Here is an 18,157-nt window from a genome sequence, read left to right on the forward strand (position 1 = left end):
CCTAGAAGAACCCGCAGGTGGGAGCGCCGGCGGTCGGTGCGTCCGCCGGGTCGGCCCCGGTGGGCGCGTAGACCTCCAGGCGGATGCCGTCGGGGTCGGTGAAGAAGATGCCGCCCGAGGTGCCGCTCTCGCCGTGCGGTACGACGCCCTCGTGGGCGAACTCCGCGCCCAGCCCGCGCAGGACGTCCTCCGTGGCCCGGACCTCCTCGACGGAGTCCACCTGGAACGAGAGGTGGTGGAGACCGGGGAGGGCCGTCGCGAACGTGCCCTCGCTCTGCTGCCACAGGGTCACCACGAGCCGGGAATCGCGCCCCAGAAAGGCCCAGCGGCGATCGGCGTCCTTGCCTTCCGCCAGCAGCTCGAAGTCGAAGACCTCGCGGTAGAAGGCGGCCGAGCGCTCCAGATCGGTGACGTTGAGGCCGACATGACCCGTCTGGAGGTTCTTCGCCTTGCCCATGGTCGATCCCGTTCCTTCGGTCAGGGCCGCGAGGTGATCTCGTAACCGTTGATATCGAGTTTGAGGGTTAGGACGGCGAACGTCAACCGGTGATCTCCACTTGACTGGTTATGATCGAAGGATCAGCCGCCCTCATCCACGGGAAGGAGCCCAGCCGTGTCACACCCCTCCGGGGCCGACCCCCGGCCACTGACCGGCGAGCCGCTCGCCCTCGACCTGCTCAACACCCGCTGGATCGACGGCGACGGCCGGCACGACCTGCTGGACTCCGTGGCCGGCCTGACTCTCTGGCTGGACAGCCCTCCGGTACGCGGACACCTCCGACCCACGGAAGCCGCCCCGGCCCCGCCCGCCGACCGCACCACGCTGGACCGGCTGCTCGCGGCCCGGGCGGCGCTCGACACCCTGGCCGCCGCGGCCACCGGCCCGGATCCGGCCACCCCCGAGGACGCCGGCCGGCTGAACGAGGTCCTCACCCACGGGCGCATCCGCCGCTCGCTGGGGCCCGACGGAGCGCCGGAGTCCGTGGTGGAGACGGACGCCCCGTCCTGGATCCCCGCCTGGTACGCGGCGGAGAACTGGCTGCACCTGATCGCGGACCGGCCCGACCGCATCCGCCCCTGCGCGAACCACGCGTGCATCCTGCACTTCTACGACGTCTCCAAGAACGGCACGCGCCGCTGGTGCTCCATGGCGGGCTGCGGCAACCGCGCGAAGGCCCAGCGTCACTACGCCAAGCGCTCCGGAACCTGACGCCCGCCCCGCGCCCGCGACTTCACATCTGACGATCCGTCAGCTCTAATGGACGGCGTGATGGGACACGCAGGCATGGCCGCCACCGCCGTCCGGTACCTCAGGTCCGTCGGCGCCGCCACGACAGCCGCACCGCAGGCAGTCGCCGAGGCGCTGCCCCGGCCGGACCTGAGGGCGGTCCGGGACGACGAGCGGCCGCCCGTCGCACCGGGCGAATTCCGGCGCGTGCTGGGCCACTTCGCCAGCGGCGTCACCGTGATCACCGCACGCGACGCGGACGGGCCGACGGGCTTCGCCTGCCAGTCCTTCGCCTCGCTCTCGCTGGACCCGCCGCTGGTGTCCTTCATGGTCGCCCGTACGTCGACGACCTGGCCGCGCATCGCCCGCGCCGGGACGTTCTGCGTGAACATCCTGGGGGCCGGACAGGGCGCGCTGTGCCGGGGGTTCGCGGTGAGCGGGGCCGACAAGTTCGCGGGCGTGGCCCACGAGGACGCCCCGGCGACCGGTTCACCGCTGCTCGACTCCGTACCCGCCTGGATCGACTGCCGTATCCACGCCGTCCACACCGGCGGCGACCATCTCATCGTGGTCGGCCGGGTGGAGGCGCTGGGGGCGACGGAGGAGGGCGAGCCCCTGCTCTTCCACCGGGGCGCGTTCGGCCGGTTCAGCGGCTGAGCCGGAGCTCGGCCGGTTCAGCGGCTGAGCCCGGCCTCCGGCTGCCGGACCCGCCGGATCACCAGCGACATCAGCGCCGCCATCGCGCACAGCGCCCCCGACGCGTACCAGACCACGTCGTAGCTGCCGAACACGTCCCGCGCGACCCCGCCGAGGAACGCCACGACCGCCGCGCCCACCTGGTGCGAGGCCAGCACCCAGCCGAAGACGATCGCGCTGTCCTCGCCGTACTGCTCGCGGCAGAGGGCCAGGGTCGGCGGGACGGTGGCGACCCAGTCGAGACCGTAGAACACGATGAAGAAGATCATCGGCGGCTGCACCTCGGGGCCGATCAGCAGCGGCAGGAACAGCAGCGAGATCCCGCGCAGCGCGTAGTAGACGGCGAGCAGCCTGCGGGCGTCGAAGCGGTCGGTGAGCCAGCCGGAGAAGATCGTGCCGATGACGTCGAAGACCCCGATCACCGCGAGCAGCGAGGCCGCCACGGTGATGGGCATGTGGTTGTCGTGGGCGAAGGGGACGAAGTGGGTGCGGATCAGGCCGTTGGTGGAGGCCCCGCAGATCGCGAAGGTGCCCGCGAGCAGCCAGAACGGGCCGGTGCGGGCCGCGTCGAACAGCACCCGCACCGTCCGGCGCGCGGCGCCCCGGGCCGGGGCCGGCTTCGCCAGGTACGTACCGCCGTACGGGGCGAGCCCCACATCGGCCGGGTGGTCGCGCATCAGGAGCCAGACGAACGGGACGACGACCAGAGCGGCCAGCGCGACGGTGATCGACGCGGGCTGCCAGCCGTGCCGGTCGACGATCCAGGCGCAGAGCGGCAGGAAGACGAGCTGCCCGGAGGCGCCCGCCGCGGTGAGGATGCCGGTGACCAGCCCTCGGCGGGCCACGAACCAGCGGTTGGTGACGGTCGCGGCGAACGCCATCGCCATCGAGCCGGTGCCGAGGCCGACCAACAGGCCCCAATAGATCATCAGTTGCCAGGAGGCGGTCATCCAGACGCTGGCGATCGCCCCGGCCGCCACCATGGTGAGCGCGACCGCCACGACCCGCCGGATGCCGAAGCGGTCCATGAGCGCCGCGGCGAACGGCGCGGTCAGCCCGTACAGCGCCATGTCGATGGAGACCGCGAGCCCGATCTCGCCCCGCGACCAGCCGAACTCGCTGTGGAGCGGTTCGATGAGCAGGCCGGGCAGGGAGTTGAAGGCCGCGCCGCCGATGATCGTCACGAAGGTGACGGCGGCGACGATCCACGCCCGGTGGACGGAGAAGGGGAAGCGGCGGCGCGCCTCGTGGGGCGGCCGCCGGTCGTTCTGCGCGGCGCTTTCGATGGTCTCGGTCACGTGGACCAGCTTCTTGGCCTGCTCCTTTCCCGGCGAGTGGCCTGAAGGACACGGTTCGCAGGAATCGGGCCACGGCCCGGCGTGCGGAGGGCTGGAGCTTCACGCAGCGGCACCACCGGTCAGCGGCGACGCCTCGTGGCCCCCGCGTGGACGGACCAGGCCGCCGTCGCGCCCACCGTGTACCAGAGCAGATCCGGTGCGTTGAAGGTCGAGCCGAGCACCAGCCGGGCCACCGTGCTCTGGGCCGACAGCTCCGCCGGTACGCCGGTGAGCTGCGCGAACTCCACCGCCCAGCTCACCGCCAGCGCCGCGCCGGCCACCACGGCCGGCCGCGCGCGGGGCGCGCAGAAGGCGACGAGGGCGCAGAGCAGCACCGTGTAGAGCGCGCTCCCCGCGTACTTGGCGAACGCGCCGTCCGCCCCGGCGCGCACGGCGAGGCCCGCGGCGACGGTGGCGACGGCCGCCACCGCCGCGACCGCACGCACCACGAGCGGGCGGGGCACGGGGTTCTCGGCCGTGGCCGGGCTGCCGGGGACCGTACGCGGCACGGGCGTCGGCGTACGCGCAGGCGTGGGCGTACGCGCAGGCGTGGGCGTCGGCATAGCCGCGGGCGTCGTGGGTGACCGTGTCGAGCGCCTCATGCGTGCCCGATCCGCTTCAGCTGCCGGATCGGCCGGGCCACCAGCAGCACCGCCACCACCCCCATGTTGATCACGGCCGCCGCCACCAGCAGTTCCGGCGCCCCGACCGCCTCGGCCACCGGGCCCGCCAGCGCGCGGCCCGCCGCGACCATCAGGAGCGAGCCAGCCACATCGTAGGCGTGCAGCCGGTTCAGGGCCTGCGGCGGAACGTGCGTCTGGACCGTCGTGGACCACATCACCAGCCAGAACGCGGCTGCCCCGCCGGCCAGCAGTTGCCCCGCCGCCAGCACCGGCACCGGCATCCCGAGCGCCAGCACCAGCAGGCTCACCGCCACCAGCGGCAGCGCCACCGCGCCCGCCGCCAGCGGGTGCGACGGGCGCAGCCGCAGGGCGAGGAGCCCGCCGACGACGCTGCCCGCACCGTTCACCGCCATCAGCATTCCGTACGCCCCCGAGCCGTGCGCCTCGGTGACCAGGACGGCGGTCAGCGGGAGCATCGGGCCCAGGACCGCGAAGCCGTACACCGTCCAGACCGCGATGACGCCCCACAGCCAGGACCGGGCCCGGAACTCCCGCCATCCGTCGACCAGTTCGGCGGTGAACGTGCCGCGTGCCGCGTCGTCGTGCGGGGCCGGGGCCAGCCGCATCAGGAAGAGGCAGACGCCGGAGACCGCGAAGGTCGCCGCGTTGGCCGCGTAGACGGCCCCGGCGCTGGCGAGGCCGACGAGCGCCCCGGCGAAGGCGGGCCCGGCCATGGTCATCAGCGCCTCGGCGACCCGCAGGACGGCGTTGGCGCGCTGGACGTCGGTGGAGACGCGCGGCACGGTCGAGGCGACCCCGGGCTGGAAGAGCGCCGCGCCGACGCCGGCCACCGAGCTGAGGACGTACACCGCCCACAGCGGCGGGTTGCCGGTCGCGAAGGCCACGGCCAGCACGGAGGCGCCGATCAGCCGCAGCACATCGGCGATGATCATCATGCGGCGTGGCGTGAAGCGGTCGGCGAGGACCCCGCCGAACAGGACGAACACCGCCAGCGGCCCCATCCAGGCGGCGAGCGCGAAGCCGACCGACGAGGCGGGCCGCCCCGCGCCCAGCAGGCCGGCGGTCAGGGCCACCGGGATCATGCCGTCGCCGAAGAGCGCGACCGTACGGGCCACGAAGAAGTAGCGGAAGTTACGGTTCCAGAGCCCTGCGGGCCGGGTGGACCCGCCGCCATCGAGCAGGACCGGGCTCAGGCTCGGGCCCCGGTCCGGATTCGGGTCCAGGTCCGTGTCCGGGGACGTACGGGTGTCGCGCGCGGCGTCGGGAATGGACGCGCGCCCTGTCGGCTTCTCCATCACGTCGCTAACCTGTATCAGCTCGTGGTCTATACCAGCTACTGGATTCCCCTGTGATCTTCGAGGAGGCCGTCGTGCCGCACCGCGTCGTCGTCCTGGCCCTCGACGGGCTGCTCCCCTTCGAACTGGGCATTCCGCAGCGGATCTTCGGCCGCAGCATCGGCACGGAGGCGGGCTCCCCGGGCCGGAAGCTGTACGACGTGGTGACCTGCTCGGTCCGGCCGCCGGGCCCGGTCCGGACCGACGCCGACTTCTCCGTCCTCGTGGAGCACGGCCCGGAGGCGCTCGCCACCGCCGACACGGTCGTCGTCCCCGCCTCCTACGAACTGGGCCCGGTCTTCGAGGAGGGCAGGCTCACCGAGGAGCTGGTCGCCGCGCTCGCCCTGGTCCGGCCCGGCACCCGGATGGTCTCCATCTGCACCGGCAGTTACGTCCTGGCGGCGGCCGGCTTTCTCGACGGCCGCCCCGCCACCACGCACTGGTCGTCCGCAGACCACTTCCAGCGGACGTTCCCGCAGGTCCGCGTCGACCCGGACGTCCTGTTCATCGACGACGGCGACGTCCTCACCTCCGCCGGGGTCGCCGCCGGGATCGACCTCTGCCTGCATCTGGTGCGGCGCGACCACGGCACGGCCGTGGCCAACGAGATCGCCCGCCGCACGGTCGTGCCCCCGCACCGGGACGGCGGGCAGGCGCAGTACATCCACCGGCCCGTTCCCGAGCCGCAGTTCGCGACCACGACCGGCGCCCGGGCCTGGGCGCTGGCCCGGCTGGAGCGGCCGATCCTGCTGCGGGACATGGCGGAGCAGGAGGCGATGAGCGTACGGACGTTCACGCGCCGCTTCCGCGAGGAGGTCGGGATCAGCCCCGGCCAGTGGCTCACCCAGCAGCGGGTGGAGCGGGCCCGCCATCTGCTGGAGTCGACGGACCTGTCGATCGACCAGGTGGCCCGGGACGCGGGCTTCGGCACGGCGACCTCGCTGCGCCAGCACCTCCAGTCGGCCCTGGGCGTGCCGCCGACGGTCTACCGGCGTACGTTCCGGTCCGCGGCGGACAGCGTTTCCTGAGGCCCCTCCCGAGGCTCCGGCCTCAGCCGCGCCTCGCCACCAGGTCGTCCAGTTCGGCCTGGAAGAGCCGGGCGGGGTCGAAGGCCATGCCGGTGAAGTGACCGGCCAGCTCCAGGGACAGCACACCGTGCAGCCGGGTCCAGAAGGCGAGGGCCCGGTGCAGCGCCTCGGGCGGGGCGGGGTGGTCACCGGCCCAGTCGCGGTGGCCGGCCAGATGGGCGGCGAACGGGGTGGCGGGCGCGTCCGGTTCGAGGGCCGCGCAGGCGGTCAGCAGGTCGGCCATGATCTCCTGCGAGATGCCGGTGATCTCCTCGGGCGCGTGGTAGCCGGGGACGGGGGTGCCGTAGACGAGGAAGTACCGCTGCGGGTCCGCCAGCGCCCAGTCGCGCAGGACGTGCGCGAGTCCGGCCAGGTCGGCGCCGGTGCCGGCCGCCGCGTGGACGGCGTCGGCGAGGCTGCGGTACGCGTCCCGGATGAGCTCGGTGATCAGCTCGTCGCGCCCCGCGTAGTAGCGGTAGAGCGCGGGCCCGCTGACCCCCATCCGCTTGGCGATCGCGTTGAGCGAGAGCGCGGACGCCCCGGCCGTGGCGATCTGCTCCCACGCGTGCTGCTTGATCTCCGTACGGACCTGGGCGCGGTAGCGCTCCCGGGGGGTCGCGGCGTCGGACTTCGCCATGGGGTGCCGCCTTCCGTCACCACGTCAGCTACTCACTCAAGTTTCCGTTAGAAGATATCACGCAACCCCTTGACCCCTCGATCCGCGCGGAGTTACAACTCCTAACGACCACATGAGGAACTAACAAACGGAGCCCTGATGACCCGGACCCGCACCACCGCCGCCGCTGCCCTGCTCGTCCTCCCGCTCGCCGCCGCCGGGCTCCTCGGCGCCGCCGCCGCGCCCGCCGGGGCCGCCACCGCGCGCCCGGCCCCGTCCCTCACCTGCCAGGGCAAGGGCGTCGACCCCTACTCCCTGGTCCGCGCCCGGACCGAGACCGTGATCGACGCGCCGCCGAGCACCGTGTGGAAGCTCCAGACCGAGGTGGAGCGCTGGCCGCACTGGCAGACCCATGTCACGAGCATGGACCGCCTCGACCACGGGCCTTTCCGCCCGGGTTCGGCGTTCCGGTGGACGACCCCGGTCCCGCCCAGCCCGGCGATCCCCGCCACCAGCCTGGACATCACCTCCACCGTCGAACAGCTGAAGCGCGGCTCCTGCATCCGCTGGACCGGCCCGGCCGTCGGCGAGGGGCTGCACATCGACGGCGTACACGTGTGGACGTTCACCCGGGTCCGGGGCGGCGTCCTCGTCCGTACCGAGGAGACCCACACCGGCGAACAGGTCGACGCGAACGCCCCCTACGCCACCGAGATCCTGAAGCAGGGCCTCGAAGCCTGGCTCGCCGAGCTGAAGACCGCCGCCGAGGCCCGGCCGTGCTGACCCAATGACCGGTCAGAAGACCAGCACCCCCCGGGCCACCCGCCCGTGGTGCGCGTCGTCGGCCGCCTTGGCGAAGTCCTCCACCGGATACGTCTCCGTCACCAGCTCGTCCAGCAGCAGCCGGCCCTCCCGGTAGAGGTCCGCGTACAGGGCGATGTCGCGCTGCGGCCGCGAGGAGCCGTAACGGCAGCCGAGGATCGACTTGTCCAGGTACATCGAGGAGACCAGGAACGACGCCTCGGCGCTCGCCGCCGGCACGCCCAGGAGCACGGCCTGCCCGTGCCGGTCGAGGAGGTCGATCGCCTGGCGGATCAGCTCGGTGCGGCCGACACACTCGAAGGCGTGGTCGGCCCCGTCGGGCAGGATGTCGCGCACGCCCTCGGCACCGGTCAGGAAGTGCGTGGCGCCGAACCGCCGGGCCACCGACTCCTTCGCCGGGTTGCTGTCGACGGCGACGACGATGAGCGCACCGGCCAGCCGGGCCCCCTGGAGCACATTGAGGCCGATGCCGCCGGTGCCGATGACCACCACACTGTCGCCCCGGTCGACCTTCGCCCGGTTGAGGACCGCCCCGACGCCGGTGAGCACCCCGCAGCCGATCAGAGCGGCGGAGGTGAGGGGCAGGTCGGCCGGGATCCTGACCGCCTGGACGGCGCGCACCACCGTACGTTCGGCGAAAGCGGAATTGGAGGCGAACTGGAACACCGGCTTCCCGCCCCGCGAGAACGGCCGCCCGGGCCGGCCGATCGCCTTGCGGCACATGGTCGGCCTGCCCCGGTCGCACTGGGCGCAGGCCCCGCAGTTGGCGAGGGTGGACAGCGCGACGTGATCACCGGGCCGTACGTGGCCGACGCCGGGCCCGACCGCCTCCACCACGCCCGCACCCTCGTGGCCGAGCACGACGGGCACCGGGAAGGGGATGGTGCCGTCGATCACCGACAGATCGCTGTGGCAGAGCCCGGCGGCGGCGACCGTCACCAGCACCTCGCCGGGGCCCGGGTCGCGTATCTCCAGGTCGTCGACGACCTCGGTCCGTGTGCCGTCGAAGACGACGCCTCTCATCTCGGCTCCCTCGGTAGGCCGAGCACCCGCTCGGCGATGATGTTCCGCTGGATCTCGTCGGAGCCGCCGTAGATGGTGTCGGCCCGGCTGAAGAGGAACAGGTGCTGTGCGGGGTTGAGTTCGTACGGTCTCCGCGCCGTCCAGGGCTCCGGTCCGACGGCCCCCGCCTCCCCGGCGACCTCCACCGCCAGCTCCCCCAGCCGCTGGTGCCAGCCGCCCCACAGCAGCTTCGCGACGCTGGGCGCGCCCGGGTCGCCGGTGGTGCCGAGGGTGCGCAGGGCGTGGCGGCGCATGGTGTCCAGCTCGGCCCACTGGCGGACGAGCCGGGCCCTGATGACCGGGTCCTCGGCGGCCCCGCTCGCCACGGCGGCGGCGACCACCTTCTCCAGCTCCGCGGCGAACCCGACCTGCTGGGCGAGGGTGGAGACCCCGCGCTCCAGGGCGAGGAGGCCCATGGCGACCCGCCAGCCGTTGCCCTCGCCGCCGACGGCCTCGGTGGCCCGCGCCCCGTCGAGGAAGACCTCGTTGAACTCGCTGGTGCCGGTCAGCTGCCGGATCGGCCGTACCTCGATCCGCCCCGGCTGGTCCATCTCCACCAGCAGGAACGACAGCCCGTGGTGGCGGGTGGAGCCGGGGTCGGTGCGGGCGAGGACGAAGCACCAGTCGGCGTCCAGGGCGAGCGAGGTCCAGATCTTCTGGCCGGTCACGGTGTAGCCGCCGGTGCCGTCCGGGGTGGCCGTGGTCCGTATCCCGGCGAGGTCGGAGCCCGCGCCCGGTTCGCTGTACCCCTGGCACCAGAGGGTCTCGCCCCGGGCGACGGCGGGCAGATGTCGGTGCTTCTGCTCCGCGGTGCCGTAGGTGATGAGGGTCGGCGCGAGGAGGTTCTCGCCGATGTGGCCCATCCGTGCGGGGGCTCCGGAGCGGGCGTACTCCTCGGCCCAGACGACCTGTTCGGGGAGGGTGGCGCGGCGGTTGCCGTACGTCTCGCCGTCCGCGCCGGGCCAGCCGATCCCGATCCAGCCGGCCTTCCCCAACGCGCGTTCCCACGCGCGGGGGTGGGGGTCGGGGGTGTCGGCGAGGCGGTTCGCCAGCCAGGTGCGCACCTCGGTACGGAAGTCCATGGGTTCCTCCTGCCGCTTCGGGGCGGCGCCCCGTATCGAGCCCCTCCGGCGATTGAGGAGCGGGATCCGGGGCAGCGCCCCGAGGCCTCCGCCCCCAGACCCCCGCTCCTCAATCGCCGGAGGGGCTGGAATCGCCCCGGACGTCCCGCGCGGGCACGCCGGAGGGGCTGAAGGCGTTCGGCCGGTCGCCCGACTTCGCCGCTGCCGCCATCTCCGCCACCCGCGCCAGCATCGGCATCGGATCCACCCCCACCGTCCCCGGAAGGAAGTCCGCGATCCGCTCCGGGGTCCAGGCCGCCCCCTCCGCGTACGCCGCCCGCAACTCCCTCGGCTGGGCCCAGACCGCGATCTTCGGGCCCGCGATCGTGTAGACCTGCCCGGTGATCCCCTCGGCCCGCGCCCGCTCGCTCAGCAGGTAGACGACCAGCGCCGCCACGTCCTCCGGCTCCCCGATCTCCTTCAGCTCCATCGGTACGCCGGCCGACATCCGGGTCCGGGCGACGGGCGCGACCGCGTTCGCCGTGACGCCGTACCTGTGCAGGCCGAGCGCCGCGCTGCGGACCAGCGAGATGATCCCGCCCTTCGCCGCGCTGTAGTTGGCCTGCGAGACGCTGCCCTGGTGGTTGCCGCTGGTGAAGCCGATCAGCGTGCCGCCGCCCTCCTGCTTCCGCATCACCGCCGACGCGGCCCGGAAGACCGTGAACGTGCCCTTGAGATGGGTGGCCAGGACCGGGTCCCACTCCTCCTCGGACATGTTGAACAGCATCCGCTCACGGAGGATCCCGGCCACGCAGACCACCCCGTCGAGCCGCCCGTACTCCGCCAGCGCGGTGTCCACGATCCGCTGCCCGCCCGTCATCGTGGAGATGTCGTCGGCCACCGCGACCGCCTCGCCGCCCGCCGCCTCGATCTCCTTGACGACGGACCGGGCGATCTCGCTGGTCGGTTCGGAGCCCTCGACGGAGACGCCGTAGTCGTTGACCACGACCCGCGCCCCCTCCGCCGCCGCGGCGAGCGCGACCGCCCGCCCGATGCCCCGGCCGGCCCCGGTCACGGCGACCACCCTGCCTGTCAAGAAGTTCCCCATGCCCGGCCCCTTCCCGCGGTTTCTGACGGACCGTTAGATTTTACGGGCAGTCAGATGCTCCGGCACAAGACCCAGGAGGCCCCCATGTCCCTGCCGGCCGAGTTCCACGAGATCGCCAAGCGCGTCAACAACTGGGGCCGCTGGGGAGAGGCCGACGAACTCGGGACGCTGAACCTGATCACCGACGCCGTCGTACGGGAGGCCGTCGGAGCCGTCCGCACCGGCCGCCGGATACCGCTCGCGCTGCCGCTCCGGCAGGACGGGGTGCAGAGCGGGCTCATCCCGGGCCGGATCAATCCGCTGCACACGATGGTCCAGATCAACCAGGAGCTCTTCGGCCCCGGTACGGTCGCCACCAGCGACGACGCCGTCACGATGGGGCTCCAGGCGGCCACCCACTGGGACGCGCTGACCCATGTCTCGCACAGCGGGAAGATCTACAACGGCCGCCCGGCGGACACGATCACCGCCCACGGCGGGGCCAGGCACTCCTCGATCGCCACCGTGGAGCACCTCGTCTCGCGCGGGGTCCTGCTGGACGTGGCCCGCGCCCGGGGCGTGGACCGGCTGCCCGGGGACCACGCCGTGACGCCACAGGACCTGGCGGCGGCGGAGGAGTTCGGGGGCGTGACCGTACGGGCCGGGGACGTCGTGCTCGTACGGACGGGGCAGGTGCGCCTCGCGCTGGCCGGGGACCGGGACGCGTACGGCTATCCGTCGCCGGGGCTTTCGGTGCGCACGCCCGAGTGGTTCCACGCCCGGGACGTGGCGGCGGTCGCCAACGACACCCTGACCTTCGAGATCTTCCCGCCGGAGATCGAGGACCTGTGGCTGCCGGTGCACGCGCTGCACCTGGTCGAGATGGGCCTGCTCCAGGGCCAGAACTGGAACCTGGAGGCGCTGTCCACCGCCTGTGCGGAGGAGGGCCGGTACGCCTTCCTCCTCACCGCCGCACCGGAGCCGTTCGCCGGGGCCACCGGTTCGCCGGTCGCCCCGGTCGCGGTCCTGTAGCGCGGAGCGACGGGCGGTTCAGGCCGGGCGGGTATCAGGCCATGTGGTCGGTGAAGACGCACGAGGGCGGTTCGCACACCTCGCCGCCGCCCCGGACGACCACCGTGGGCGGCTCCGCCCCCCGCACCGGCCCACTCCGGTCGACCTCGCACCAGATCTGCTTCCCGGCGCCCTCCGGCAGCCAGCCCCAGCGGTCCGCGAGGCCGTCCACCAGCTCCAGGCCCCGGCCGTTGGTGTCCTCGCCCTCCGCGTGCCGCTGGAGCGGCGGACGGTCGCTGGCGTCCGCGACCTCGACCCGGACGGTCCCGGCCACGCCTGAGGACCCGGCCCCGCCGAAGAGCATCCGCAGCACGGCGGGACAGCCCGTATGAACGACGGCGTTGGTGACCAGCTCCGAGATCAGCAGGATGAGCGTCTCGGCGAGCGGCTCGTCATCCCCTATCCCGGAACCGACCAGGCGCGACCGCGCCCACCTACGGGCCCGCCCCACCTCTGCGGGATCCGGACCGACCTCCAGCTGAACCTGAAGCACCTGCACCGCTCACACCATCCGAACCGGCGGACACATCGCCTCGCGCCTCCTCAGGGTCACGGAACGTGATTCCCTTACGCGACAGCATGGTTGACGTACAGTCACCGCAACAAGCGCTTCGGGCATATTCCAGCGCGAAGGAGTACGCGTGGTGCATACTGTGCGACGCACGCTGCGGGGAGTCGAACAGGAGCGCGCAGAGACTGCGAGAAACGCTCTTCGGGCAGGCCCGGCACATCTCCGGCGAGCGCCCTCGCCCCGGACCGGAGCCGCCGCACAGGCCGCCCCCGGATCGCCCGGTTCCAGAACCACTCGCATCCCACGGAGCGTACCCGAGCCGGGCCCCGACTCCACCCGGTGACGAATCACGCAAAGGACACGAGCCGGTATCGGCAGGGCACGGATGCGTTGCGTCACCCTCCGCCCCCTGCTTCCGGGACCCCCGGGCCGTACGCCGCCGAGCTGCCGGGAAGCGGCCGCGCGGCCCCCAGAGCGGCGGCGAGCAGCTCCTCCGCCCGGGCCCCGGTGAGCCAGGCCGCGGACCTGAGCCAGGCCCGTTTCAGATGGAGGTGAACATCTGCCTCCCAGGTGAAGCCCATGCCGCCGTGGATCTGGAGACAGTCGCGGGCGTTGCGTACGGCGGCCTCGTCGGCGAGCAGTTTGGCCGCCGCGATCTCCAGCGGATCGCCGGTCACGGCGGCCGCGTACACGGCGGCGCGGGCCGGTTCGGTGCGGGCGAGCATGTCGGCGCAGAGATGTTTGACCGCCTGGAACGATCCGATGGGCGATCCGAACTGCTCGCGGTCCCCGGCGTGTTGAACGGCCGCCTCGGTGGTCCGGGAGGCGCTGCCGAGCTGTTCGGCGGCGGTGAGCAGCGCGGCCTCGTACCGCAGCCGCCCCGCGTACGCCGGAGTGCGGTCCGTCGCCATCAGCGTGCGCTCCGTCATGGCCGGCGCGTCCGCCGCTGCTGATCCCGCTCCCGCTCCCGCCGCGGCCGCCCGGTGCAGCGGTGTGAGCGGGTCCGTCGACCGTACGGGCCGGGCGGCGGCCACGAAGCCCCGCAGCGCCTCCCCGGTGAGCGCCTCGGCCCCCACCAGCACCGCGTCCGCCGCCGCCAGGTGCGCCACCGGCAGACGCCCGTCCACCGCCGTCACCACCGCCTCGCCCTCGGCGGCGCCCTTCACCAGGCCCGCCGCGAGGTGGGTGGCGACCAGCGGGCCCGGGAGCAGCGCCCGGCCCGCCTCCTCGAAGAGCAGCACCGCCTCGGGCAGCCCGAGGCCCACCCCGCCCGCCTCCTCCGGCAGCCGGAGCGCGAAGAACCCGGCCGCACCCAGTTCCCGCCACAGCGTCCGGTCCAGGGCACCGCCCCGGTCCACCGCCGCCCGCAGCCGGTCCCGGTCGAACACCGCGTCGAGCAGGTCGCGCATGCCGGACCGCAGGGCGCGCTGGTCGTCCGAGAGCTGGAAGTCCACGGTGGCCTCAGCGCCCCTTCGGCAGGCCGAGGATGCGCTCGGCGACGATGTTCCGCTGGATCTGGGAGGTGCCGGCGGCGATCGTGTAGGAGAGCGAGGAGAGCCGGTCCAGCACCCATTCCCGGTCCAGGTCGAAGGCGTCCTCCGCGCCCAGCACCTCCGCCGCCGCCTCGTACAGCTCCTGACGGGCCCCGGAGTAGCGCAGTTTGAAGACCGAGCCGCCGATGCCGGGAACGCCGCCCGTACGCTCCGACTCCGCCACGTTCCACTGGGTGAGCCGCCACAGGGCCCGGAACTCGGCGTTCAGGCGGCCGAGGCGCCGGCGCAGCACCGGGTCGTCCCACCGTCCCGTCCGCCGGGCCGCGTCCGCGAGGGCGTCCAGGGTGCGGCGGCAGGCGACGACCTCGCCGACGAAGGCGGTGCCGCGCTCGAAGGAGAGGGTGACCATGGTGACCCGCCAGCCGTCGTTCTCGGCCCCGACCCGGTTGCGTACCGGCACCCGGACCTCGTCGAGGAAGACCTCGGCGAACTCCGTGGACCCGGCGAGCGTGCGCAGCGGCCGGACGGTGATGCCGGGCGCGTCCATCGGCATCGCCAGCCAGCTGATCCCCCGGTGCTTCGGCGCTTCGGGGTCCGTCCGCACCAGCAGCTCGCACCAGTCGGCCACCTCGGCGTGCGAGGTCCAGATCTTCTGCCCGCTGACCACGTAGTCGTCCCCGTCGCGCACGGCCCGCGTCCGCAGCGCGGCCAGGTCCGAGCCCGCGTCCGGTTCGCTGAACCCCTGGCACCAGATCGCGTCGCCGCGCAGCACCGGCGGCAGCCAGCGGGCCCGCTGCCCGGCCGTGCCCTCGGCGGCGATCGTCGGCCCGGCGTGCAGCAGCCCGACGAAGTTCGCGCCGACGTAGGGCGCCCCGGCCTTCTCCGTCTCCTCCAGATAGATCAGGTGCTGGGTCGGGGTGGCGCCCCGCCCGCCCGCGTCGGCCGGCCAGTGCAGACCCGCGTACCCGGCGTCGTACAGCATCCGCTGCCAGGTGGTGTCGTACGCCCGGCGCGCGGGCCAGTCCTCCGGCGAGGGCTTCGGCGGCAGCCCGGGGAGGACACCGGCCAGCCACTCCCGCAGCCGCCGCCGGAACTCCTCCTCGGCCTCCGTGTACGCGAGATCCACCGGTCCGCCGCCTACTTGTCCAGGTCCAGGCCGAGCATCCGGATCGCGTTTCCGCGCATCAGTTTGTGGACGGTCTCCGCGTCCAGTCCCTTGACGTGGTCGAGGGCGACCTCCTTGGTGTGCGGGAAGGTCGAGTCCACGTGCGGGTAGTCGGTCTCGAAGGTGGCGTTGTCGCGGCCGACGACGTCCAGTGCGGAGATGCCGTGCTTGTCGCGGAAGAAGCAGCAGAACATCTGCCGGTAGTAGTACGTGGACGGCGGCTCGGGGATCAGATCGCGCACCCCGCCCCAGGCCCGGTGCTCCTCCCAGACGTCGTCGGCGCGCTCCAGGGCGTACGGGATCCACCCCATCTGGCCCTCGCTGTACGCCAGCTTGAGCGTCGGGAACTTCACCAGCACGCCGCTGAAGAGGAAGTCCATCATCGAGGCCATCGCGTTGTTGAAGGAGAGCGAGGCCTGCACGGCGGGGGGTGCGTCCGGGGATGCGGCGGGCATCTGGGAGCTGGAGCCGATGTGCATGTTGACGACCGTGCCGGTCTCCTGGCAGACGGCGAAGAACGGGTCCCAGTAGCCGGTGTGGATGGACGGCAGGCCGAGGTGGGTGGGGATCTCGGAGAAGGTGACCGCGCGGACGCCCCGGGCCGCGTTCCGCCGGACCTCGGCGACGGCCAGGCCGATGTCCCAGAGCGGGATGATGCAGAGCGGGATCAGCCGGCCGCCGCTGTCGCCGCACCACTCCTCGACCATCCAGTCGTTGTAGGCGCGCACACAGGCGAGGGCGACCTCCTTGTCGTGCGCCTCGGCGAAGGTCTGCCCGCAGAAGCGCGGGAAGGTCGGGAAGCAGAGGGAGGCCTCGACGTGGTTGAGGTCCATGTCCTTGAGGCGTTCGGCCGGGTCCCAGCAGCCGGGGCGCATCTCGGCCCGGGTGATGCCCTCCAGGGTCATGTCGTCGCGGTCGAAGCCGACGGCGGCGATGTTCCGCTTGTACGGGAACTTCAGGTCCTCGTAGATCCACCAGTCGGTGGGCGGCCCGTCCGGGTCCATCGTGATGACGTACTTGCCGCCCGTGTAGGCCAGCTCCCCGATGCCTGCCGTGAGCGGCTGCGGGCCGCGCTCGCGGTACTTCGCGGGCAGCCAGGTGAAGAAGAGGTGCGCGGGCTCGATCACATGGTCGTCGACGCTGACGATGCGAGGCAGTTCCGTGTCCGTCATGGTGTGTGCCGTCCCCTCCGCGCACCCGGAGCGCCCGACCAACTCCAGGCCCCGGACACTTTCTGATGGTCCGTCAGATGTGATTGCGGAACTCAGGCTAGCTCCGCACCCCTGGACCGACAAGGCGCGGAGCCCTACGCTCTGCGCAATATCTGACTGGCCGTCAGTTCGGAGGGATCCCCGTGACCGCCGTGAACGACGTGACCGCGACTGCCCACGCCCTGGGCTCCTCGCGCACCTTCTGGGAGCTGATCGAACGCCGCGCCGCCCTCACCCCGGACCGCCCGGTCCTGCTCCAGGAGGACCGGAGCCTGACCTTCGGCGAGCTGCGGGACCGCGCGGAGCGGGTGGCCGCCGGGCTGCACGGCATGGGCGTGCGGGCGGGCAGCGTGGTGGCCTGGCAGCTGCCGACCCGGCTGGAGACGGCCCTGCTCTCCTTCGCGCTGACCCGGCTCGGGGCCGTCCAGACCCCGGTCATCCCGTTCCACCGGGACCGCGAAGTGCGGTTCGCGCTGCGCGAGTCGGGGGCCGCGTTCTTCGCCGTGCCCGGGGTGTGGCGCGGCTTCGACCACACCGCGATGGCCGAGCGGATCGCCGCCGGACTCCCGGACCCGCCGCGCGTCTTCGAGGCGTACGAAGCCCTGCCCGACGGCGACCCGGCACTGCTGCCGCCCCCGCCGGAACCGGCCTGTGGCGAGGAGGTCCGCTGGATCTACTGGACCTCGGGCACCACCTCCGACCCCAAGGGCGTCCTGCACACGGACCGTTCCCTGATCGCGGGCGGCTCCTGCCTCGCCCACGCGCTGAAGCTCGACGCGGACGACGTGGGCTCGATGGCGTTCCCGTACGCCCATGTCGCCGGGCCCGACTACACGGTGATGCTGCTGCTGTACGGGTTCCCGGCGGTGCTGTTCGAGCAGTTCGCGCTGCCGGACGCGCTGGCGGAGTACCGGCGTCACGGGGTGACCGTGGCGGGCGGCTCGACGGCGTTCTACGCGATGTTCCTGGCCGAGCAGCGCAAGGACCCGAGCACACCGCTCGTCCCCTCGCTCCGGCTGCTGGCGGGCGGCGGGGCACCGAAGCCGCCGGAGGTCTACCACGCGGTGGTCCGGGAGATGGGCGTCCAGCTCACCCACGGCTACGGCATGACCGAGGTCCCGATGATCACCATGGGCGCCCCGGACGACACCACGGAGGACCTGGCCCTGACCGAGGGCCGGCCGCCGGAGGGCATGGAGATCCGGATCACCGACGAGCACGGCAAGCCGCTGCCGTACGGCGTGGAGGGCGAGGTACGGCTGCGCGGGGAGGCGGTCTGCCGGGGCTATCTGGACACGGCGGCCTCCGCGGCGGCCTTCGACGCCGAGGGGTTCCTGATCACCGGGGACCTGGGCCGGGTCCGGGAGAGCGGGCATCTCACGCTCACCGGGCGGCTGAAGGACATCATCATCCGCAAGGGCGAGAACATCTCCGCCAAGGAGATCGAGGATCTGCTCCACACCCACCCGGCCGTCGCCGACGCGGCGGTGATCGGCCTGCCCGACCCGGAACGCGGCGAACGCGTCTGCGCGGTGGTCGAACAGCCGTCCGGCGCGCCGCCGTTGACGCTTGCCGAGCTCTCGGCCCACCTGCGGGGAGCGGGTCTGTCCGTCCACAAGGTGCCCGAGCAACTGGAGCTGCTGGACGAGCTGCCCCGCAACGAGACGCTGCGTAAGGTGCTCAAGTACCAGCTGCGGGAACGGTTCGGCGGATGAGCGAGGCGTTACGGGGGCGGGCTCGCCGCCCCCGTGA

18 protein-coding genes are annotated in these 18,157 nt (G+C 72.9%); 6 read left to right on the top strand and 12 right to left on the bottom strand.

What is annotated here, in order from left to right:
- Window position 1: 1 nt before the first annotated feature.
- Entirely contained in the window at window positions 2–457 is a 456-nt protein-coding gene (locus AC0VY3_RS32105; RefSeq protein ID WP_242741646.1) for a VOC family protein, read from the bottom strand.
- A 156-nt stretch (window positions 458–613) separates the two neighbouring features.
- On the opposite strand from AC0VY3_RS32105, the gene AC0VY3_RS32110 reads away from it, so the two are divergent.
- Window positions 614–1,210, top strand: a complete 597-nt coding sequence (locus tag AC0VY3_RS32110) for a CGNR zinc finger domain-containing protein (protein WP_242741647.1) — start codon at window positions 614–616, stop codon at window positions 1,208–1,210.
- 75 nt (window positions 1,211–1,285) lie between these two features.
- Window positions 1,286–1,885, top strand: a complete 600-nt coding sequence (locus tag AC0VY3_RS32115; RefSeq protein WP_103512127.1) for a flavin reductase family protein — start codon at window positions 1,286–1,288, stop codon at window positions 1,883–1,885.
- A 17-nt stretch (window positions 1,886–1,902) separates the two neighbouring features.
- On the opposite strand, the gene AC0VY3_RS32120 is transcribed toward AC0VY3_RS32115, so the two are convergent.
- From AC0VY3_RS32120 to AC0VY3_RS32130, 3 genes are all read right to left on the bottom strand, one after another.
- Window positions 1,903–3,222 carry an MFS transporter gene (locus AC0VY3_RS32120; RefSeq protein ID WP_242741648.1) on the bottom strand — a complete coding sequence of 440 codons (1,320 nt, stop codon included), beginning with the start codon at window positions 3,220–3,222 and terminating at the stop codon, window positions 1,903–1,905.
- Between the two features lie 119 nt (window positions 3,223–3,341).
- The gene (locus AC0VY3_RS32125; RefSeq protein WP_475551769.1) at window positions 3,342–3,725 is read right to left on the bottom strand and encodes a ribosomal maturation YjgA family protein; all 384 of its coding nucleotides are present in this window, start codon (window positions 3,723–3,725) and stop codon (window positions 3,342–3,344) included.
- Between the two features lie 134 nt (window positions 3,726–3,859).
- Window positions 3,860–5,200 (bottom strand): MFS transporter, encoded by a 1,341-nt coding sequence (locus AC0VY3_RS32130; protein ID WP_475551197.1) that lies wholly within the window; start codon window positions 5,198–5,200, stop codon window positions 3,860–3,862.
- Window positions 5,201–5,274: 74 nt separating this feature from the next.
- Here AC0VY3_RS32130 and AC0VY3_RS32135 point away from each other — a divergent pair, with 74 nt between their 5' ends.
- Complete coding sequence (locus AC0VY3_RS32135; RefSeq protein ID WP_475551770.1) at window positions 5,275–6,267, top strand: GlxA family transcriptional regulator; 993 nt, start codon at window positions 5,275–5,277, stop codon at window positions 6,265–6,267.
- A gap of 22 nt (window positions 6,268–6,289) precedes the next feature.
- Here the strand turns inward: AC0VY3_RS32135 and AC0VY3_RS32140 are convergent, their stop codons facing one another.
- Window positions 6,290–6,943 carry a TetR/AcrR family transcriptional regulator gene (locus AC0VY3_RS32140; protein ID WP_242741652.1) on the bottom strand — a complete coding sequence of 218 codons (654 nt, stop codon included), beginning with the start codon at window positions 6,941–6,943 and terminating at the stop codon, window positions 6,290–6,292.
- 138 nt (window positions 6,944–7,081) lie between these two features.
- On the opposite strand from AC0VY3_RS32140, the gene AC0VY3_RS32145 reads away from it, so the two are divergent.
- Window positions 7,082–7,705, top strand: coding sequence for an SRPBCC family protein (locus tag AC0VY3_RS32145; RefSeq protein WP_475551198.1), 624 nt, complete (start codon window positions 7,082–7,084; stop codon window positions 7,703–7,705).
- A 12-nt stretch (window positions 7,706–7,717) separates the two neighbouring features.
- Here AC0VY3_RS32145 and AC0VY3_RS32150 read toward each other — a convergent pair whose 3' ends face one another.
- The 3 genes from AC0VY3_RS32150 to AC0VY3_RS32160 form a co-directional block, all read right to left on the bottom strand.
- Entirely contained in the window at window positions 7,718–8,767 is a 1,050-nt protein-coding gene (locus AC0VY3_RS32150; protein ID WP_475551199.1) for a Zn-dependent alcohol dehydrogenase, read from the bottom strand.
- Entirely contained in the window at window positions 8,764–9,888 is a 1,125-nt protein-coding gene (locus AC0VY3_RS32155) for an acyl-CoA dehydrogenase family protein (protein WP_475551200.1), read from the bottom strand. Before AC0VY3_RS32155 ends, AC0VY3_RS32150 begins: the two co-directional genes overlap by 4 nt.
- Window positions 9,889–9,997: 109 nt before the next feature.
- The gene (locus AC0VY3_RS32160; protein WP_475551201.1) at window positions 9,998–10,975 is read right to left on the bottom strand and encodes an SDR family oxidoreductase; all 978 of its coding nucleotides are present in this window, start codon (window positions 10,973–10,975) and stop codon (window positions 9,998–10,000) included.
- An 84-nt stretch (window positions 10,976–11,059) separates the two neighbouring features.
- Between AC0VY3_RS32160 and AC0VY3_RS32165 the strand changes: the two genes are divergently transcribed.
- Window positions 11,060–11,986 carry a cyclase family protein gene (locus AC0VY3_RS32165; protein WP_242741657.1) on the top strand — a complete coding sequence of 309 codons (927 nt, stop codon included), beginning with the start codon at window positions 11,060–11,062 and terminating at the stop codon, window positions 11,984–11,986.
- Window positions 11,987–12,020: 34 nt separating this feature from the next.
- Here AC0VY3_RS32165 and AC0VY3_RS32170 read toward each other — a convergent pair whose 3' ends face one another.
- From AC0VY3_RS32170 to AC0VY3_RS32185, 4 genes are all read right to left on the bottom strand, one after another.
- Complete coding sequence (locus AC0VY3_RS32170; protein WP_475551202.1) at window positions 12,021–12,524, bottom strand: ATP-binding protein; 504 nt, start codon at window positions 12,522–12,524, stop codon at window positions 12,021–12,023.
- Between the two features lie 407 nt (window positions 12,525–12,931).
- Window positions 12,932–13,990 carry an acyl-CoA dehydrogenase family protein gene (locus tag AC0VY3_RS32175; protein ID WP_475551203.1) on the bottom strand — a complete coding sequence of 353 codons (1,059 nt, stop codon included), beginning with the start codon at window positions 13,988–13,990 and terminating at the stop codon, window positions 12,932–12,934.
- 7 nt (window positions 13,991–13,997) lie between these two features.
- Window positions 13,998–15,155, bottom strand: coding sequence for an acyl-CoA dehydrogenase family protein (locus AC0VY3_RS32180; RefSeq protein WP_475551204.1), 1,158 nt, complete (start codon window positions 15,153–15,155; stop codon window positions 13,998–14,000).
- Window positions 15,156–15,166: 11 nt separating this feature from the next.
- Entirely contained in the window at window positions 15,167–16,366 is a 1,200-nt protein-coding gene (locus AC0VY3_RS32185; protein ID WP_475551205.1) for an amidohydrolase family protein, read from the bottom strand.
- Between the two features lie 182 nt (window positions 16,367–16,548).
- Between AC0VY3_RS32185 and AC0VY3_RS32190 the strand changes: the two genes are divergently transcribed.
- The gene (locus AC0VY3_RS32190) at window positions 16,549–18,120 is read left to right on the top strand and encodes a class I adenylate-forming enzyme family protein (protein ID WP_475551206.1); all 1,572 of its coding nucleotides are present in this window, start codon (window positions 16,549–16,551) and stop codon (window positions 18,118–18,120) included.
- The last annotated feature ends 37 nt before the right edge of the window (window positions 18,121–18,157 follow it).

The sequence above is a fragment of the Streptomyces sp. iso_384 genome, from assembly GCF_056172905.1.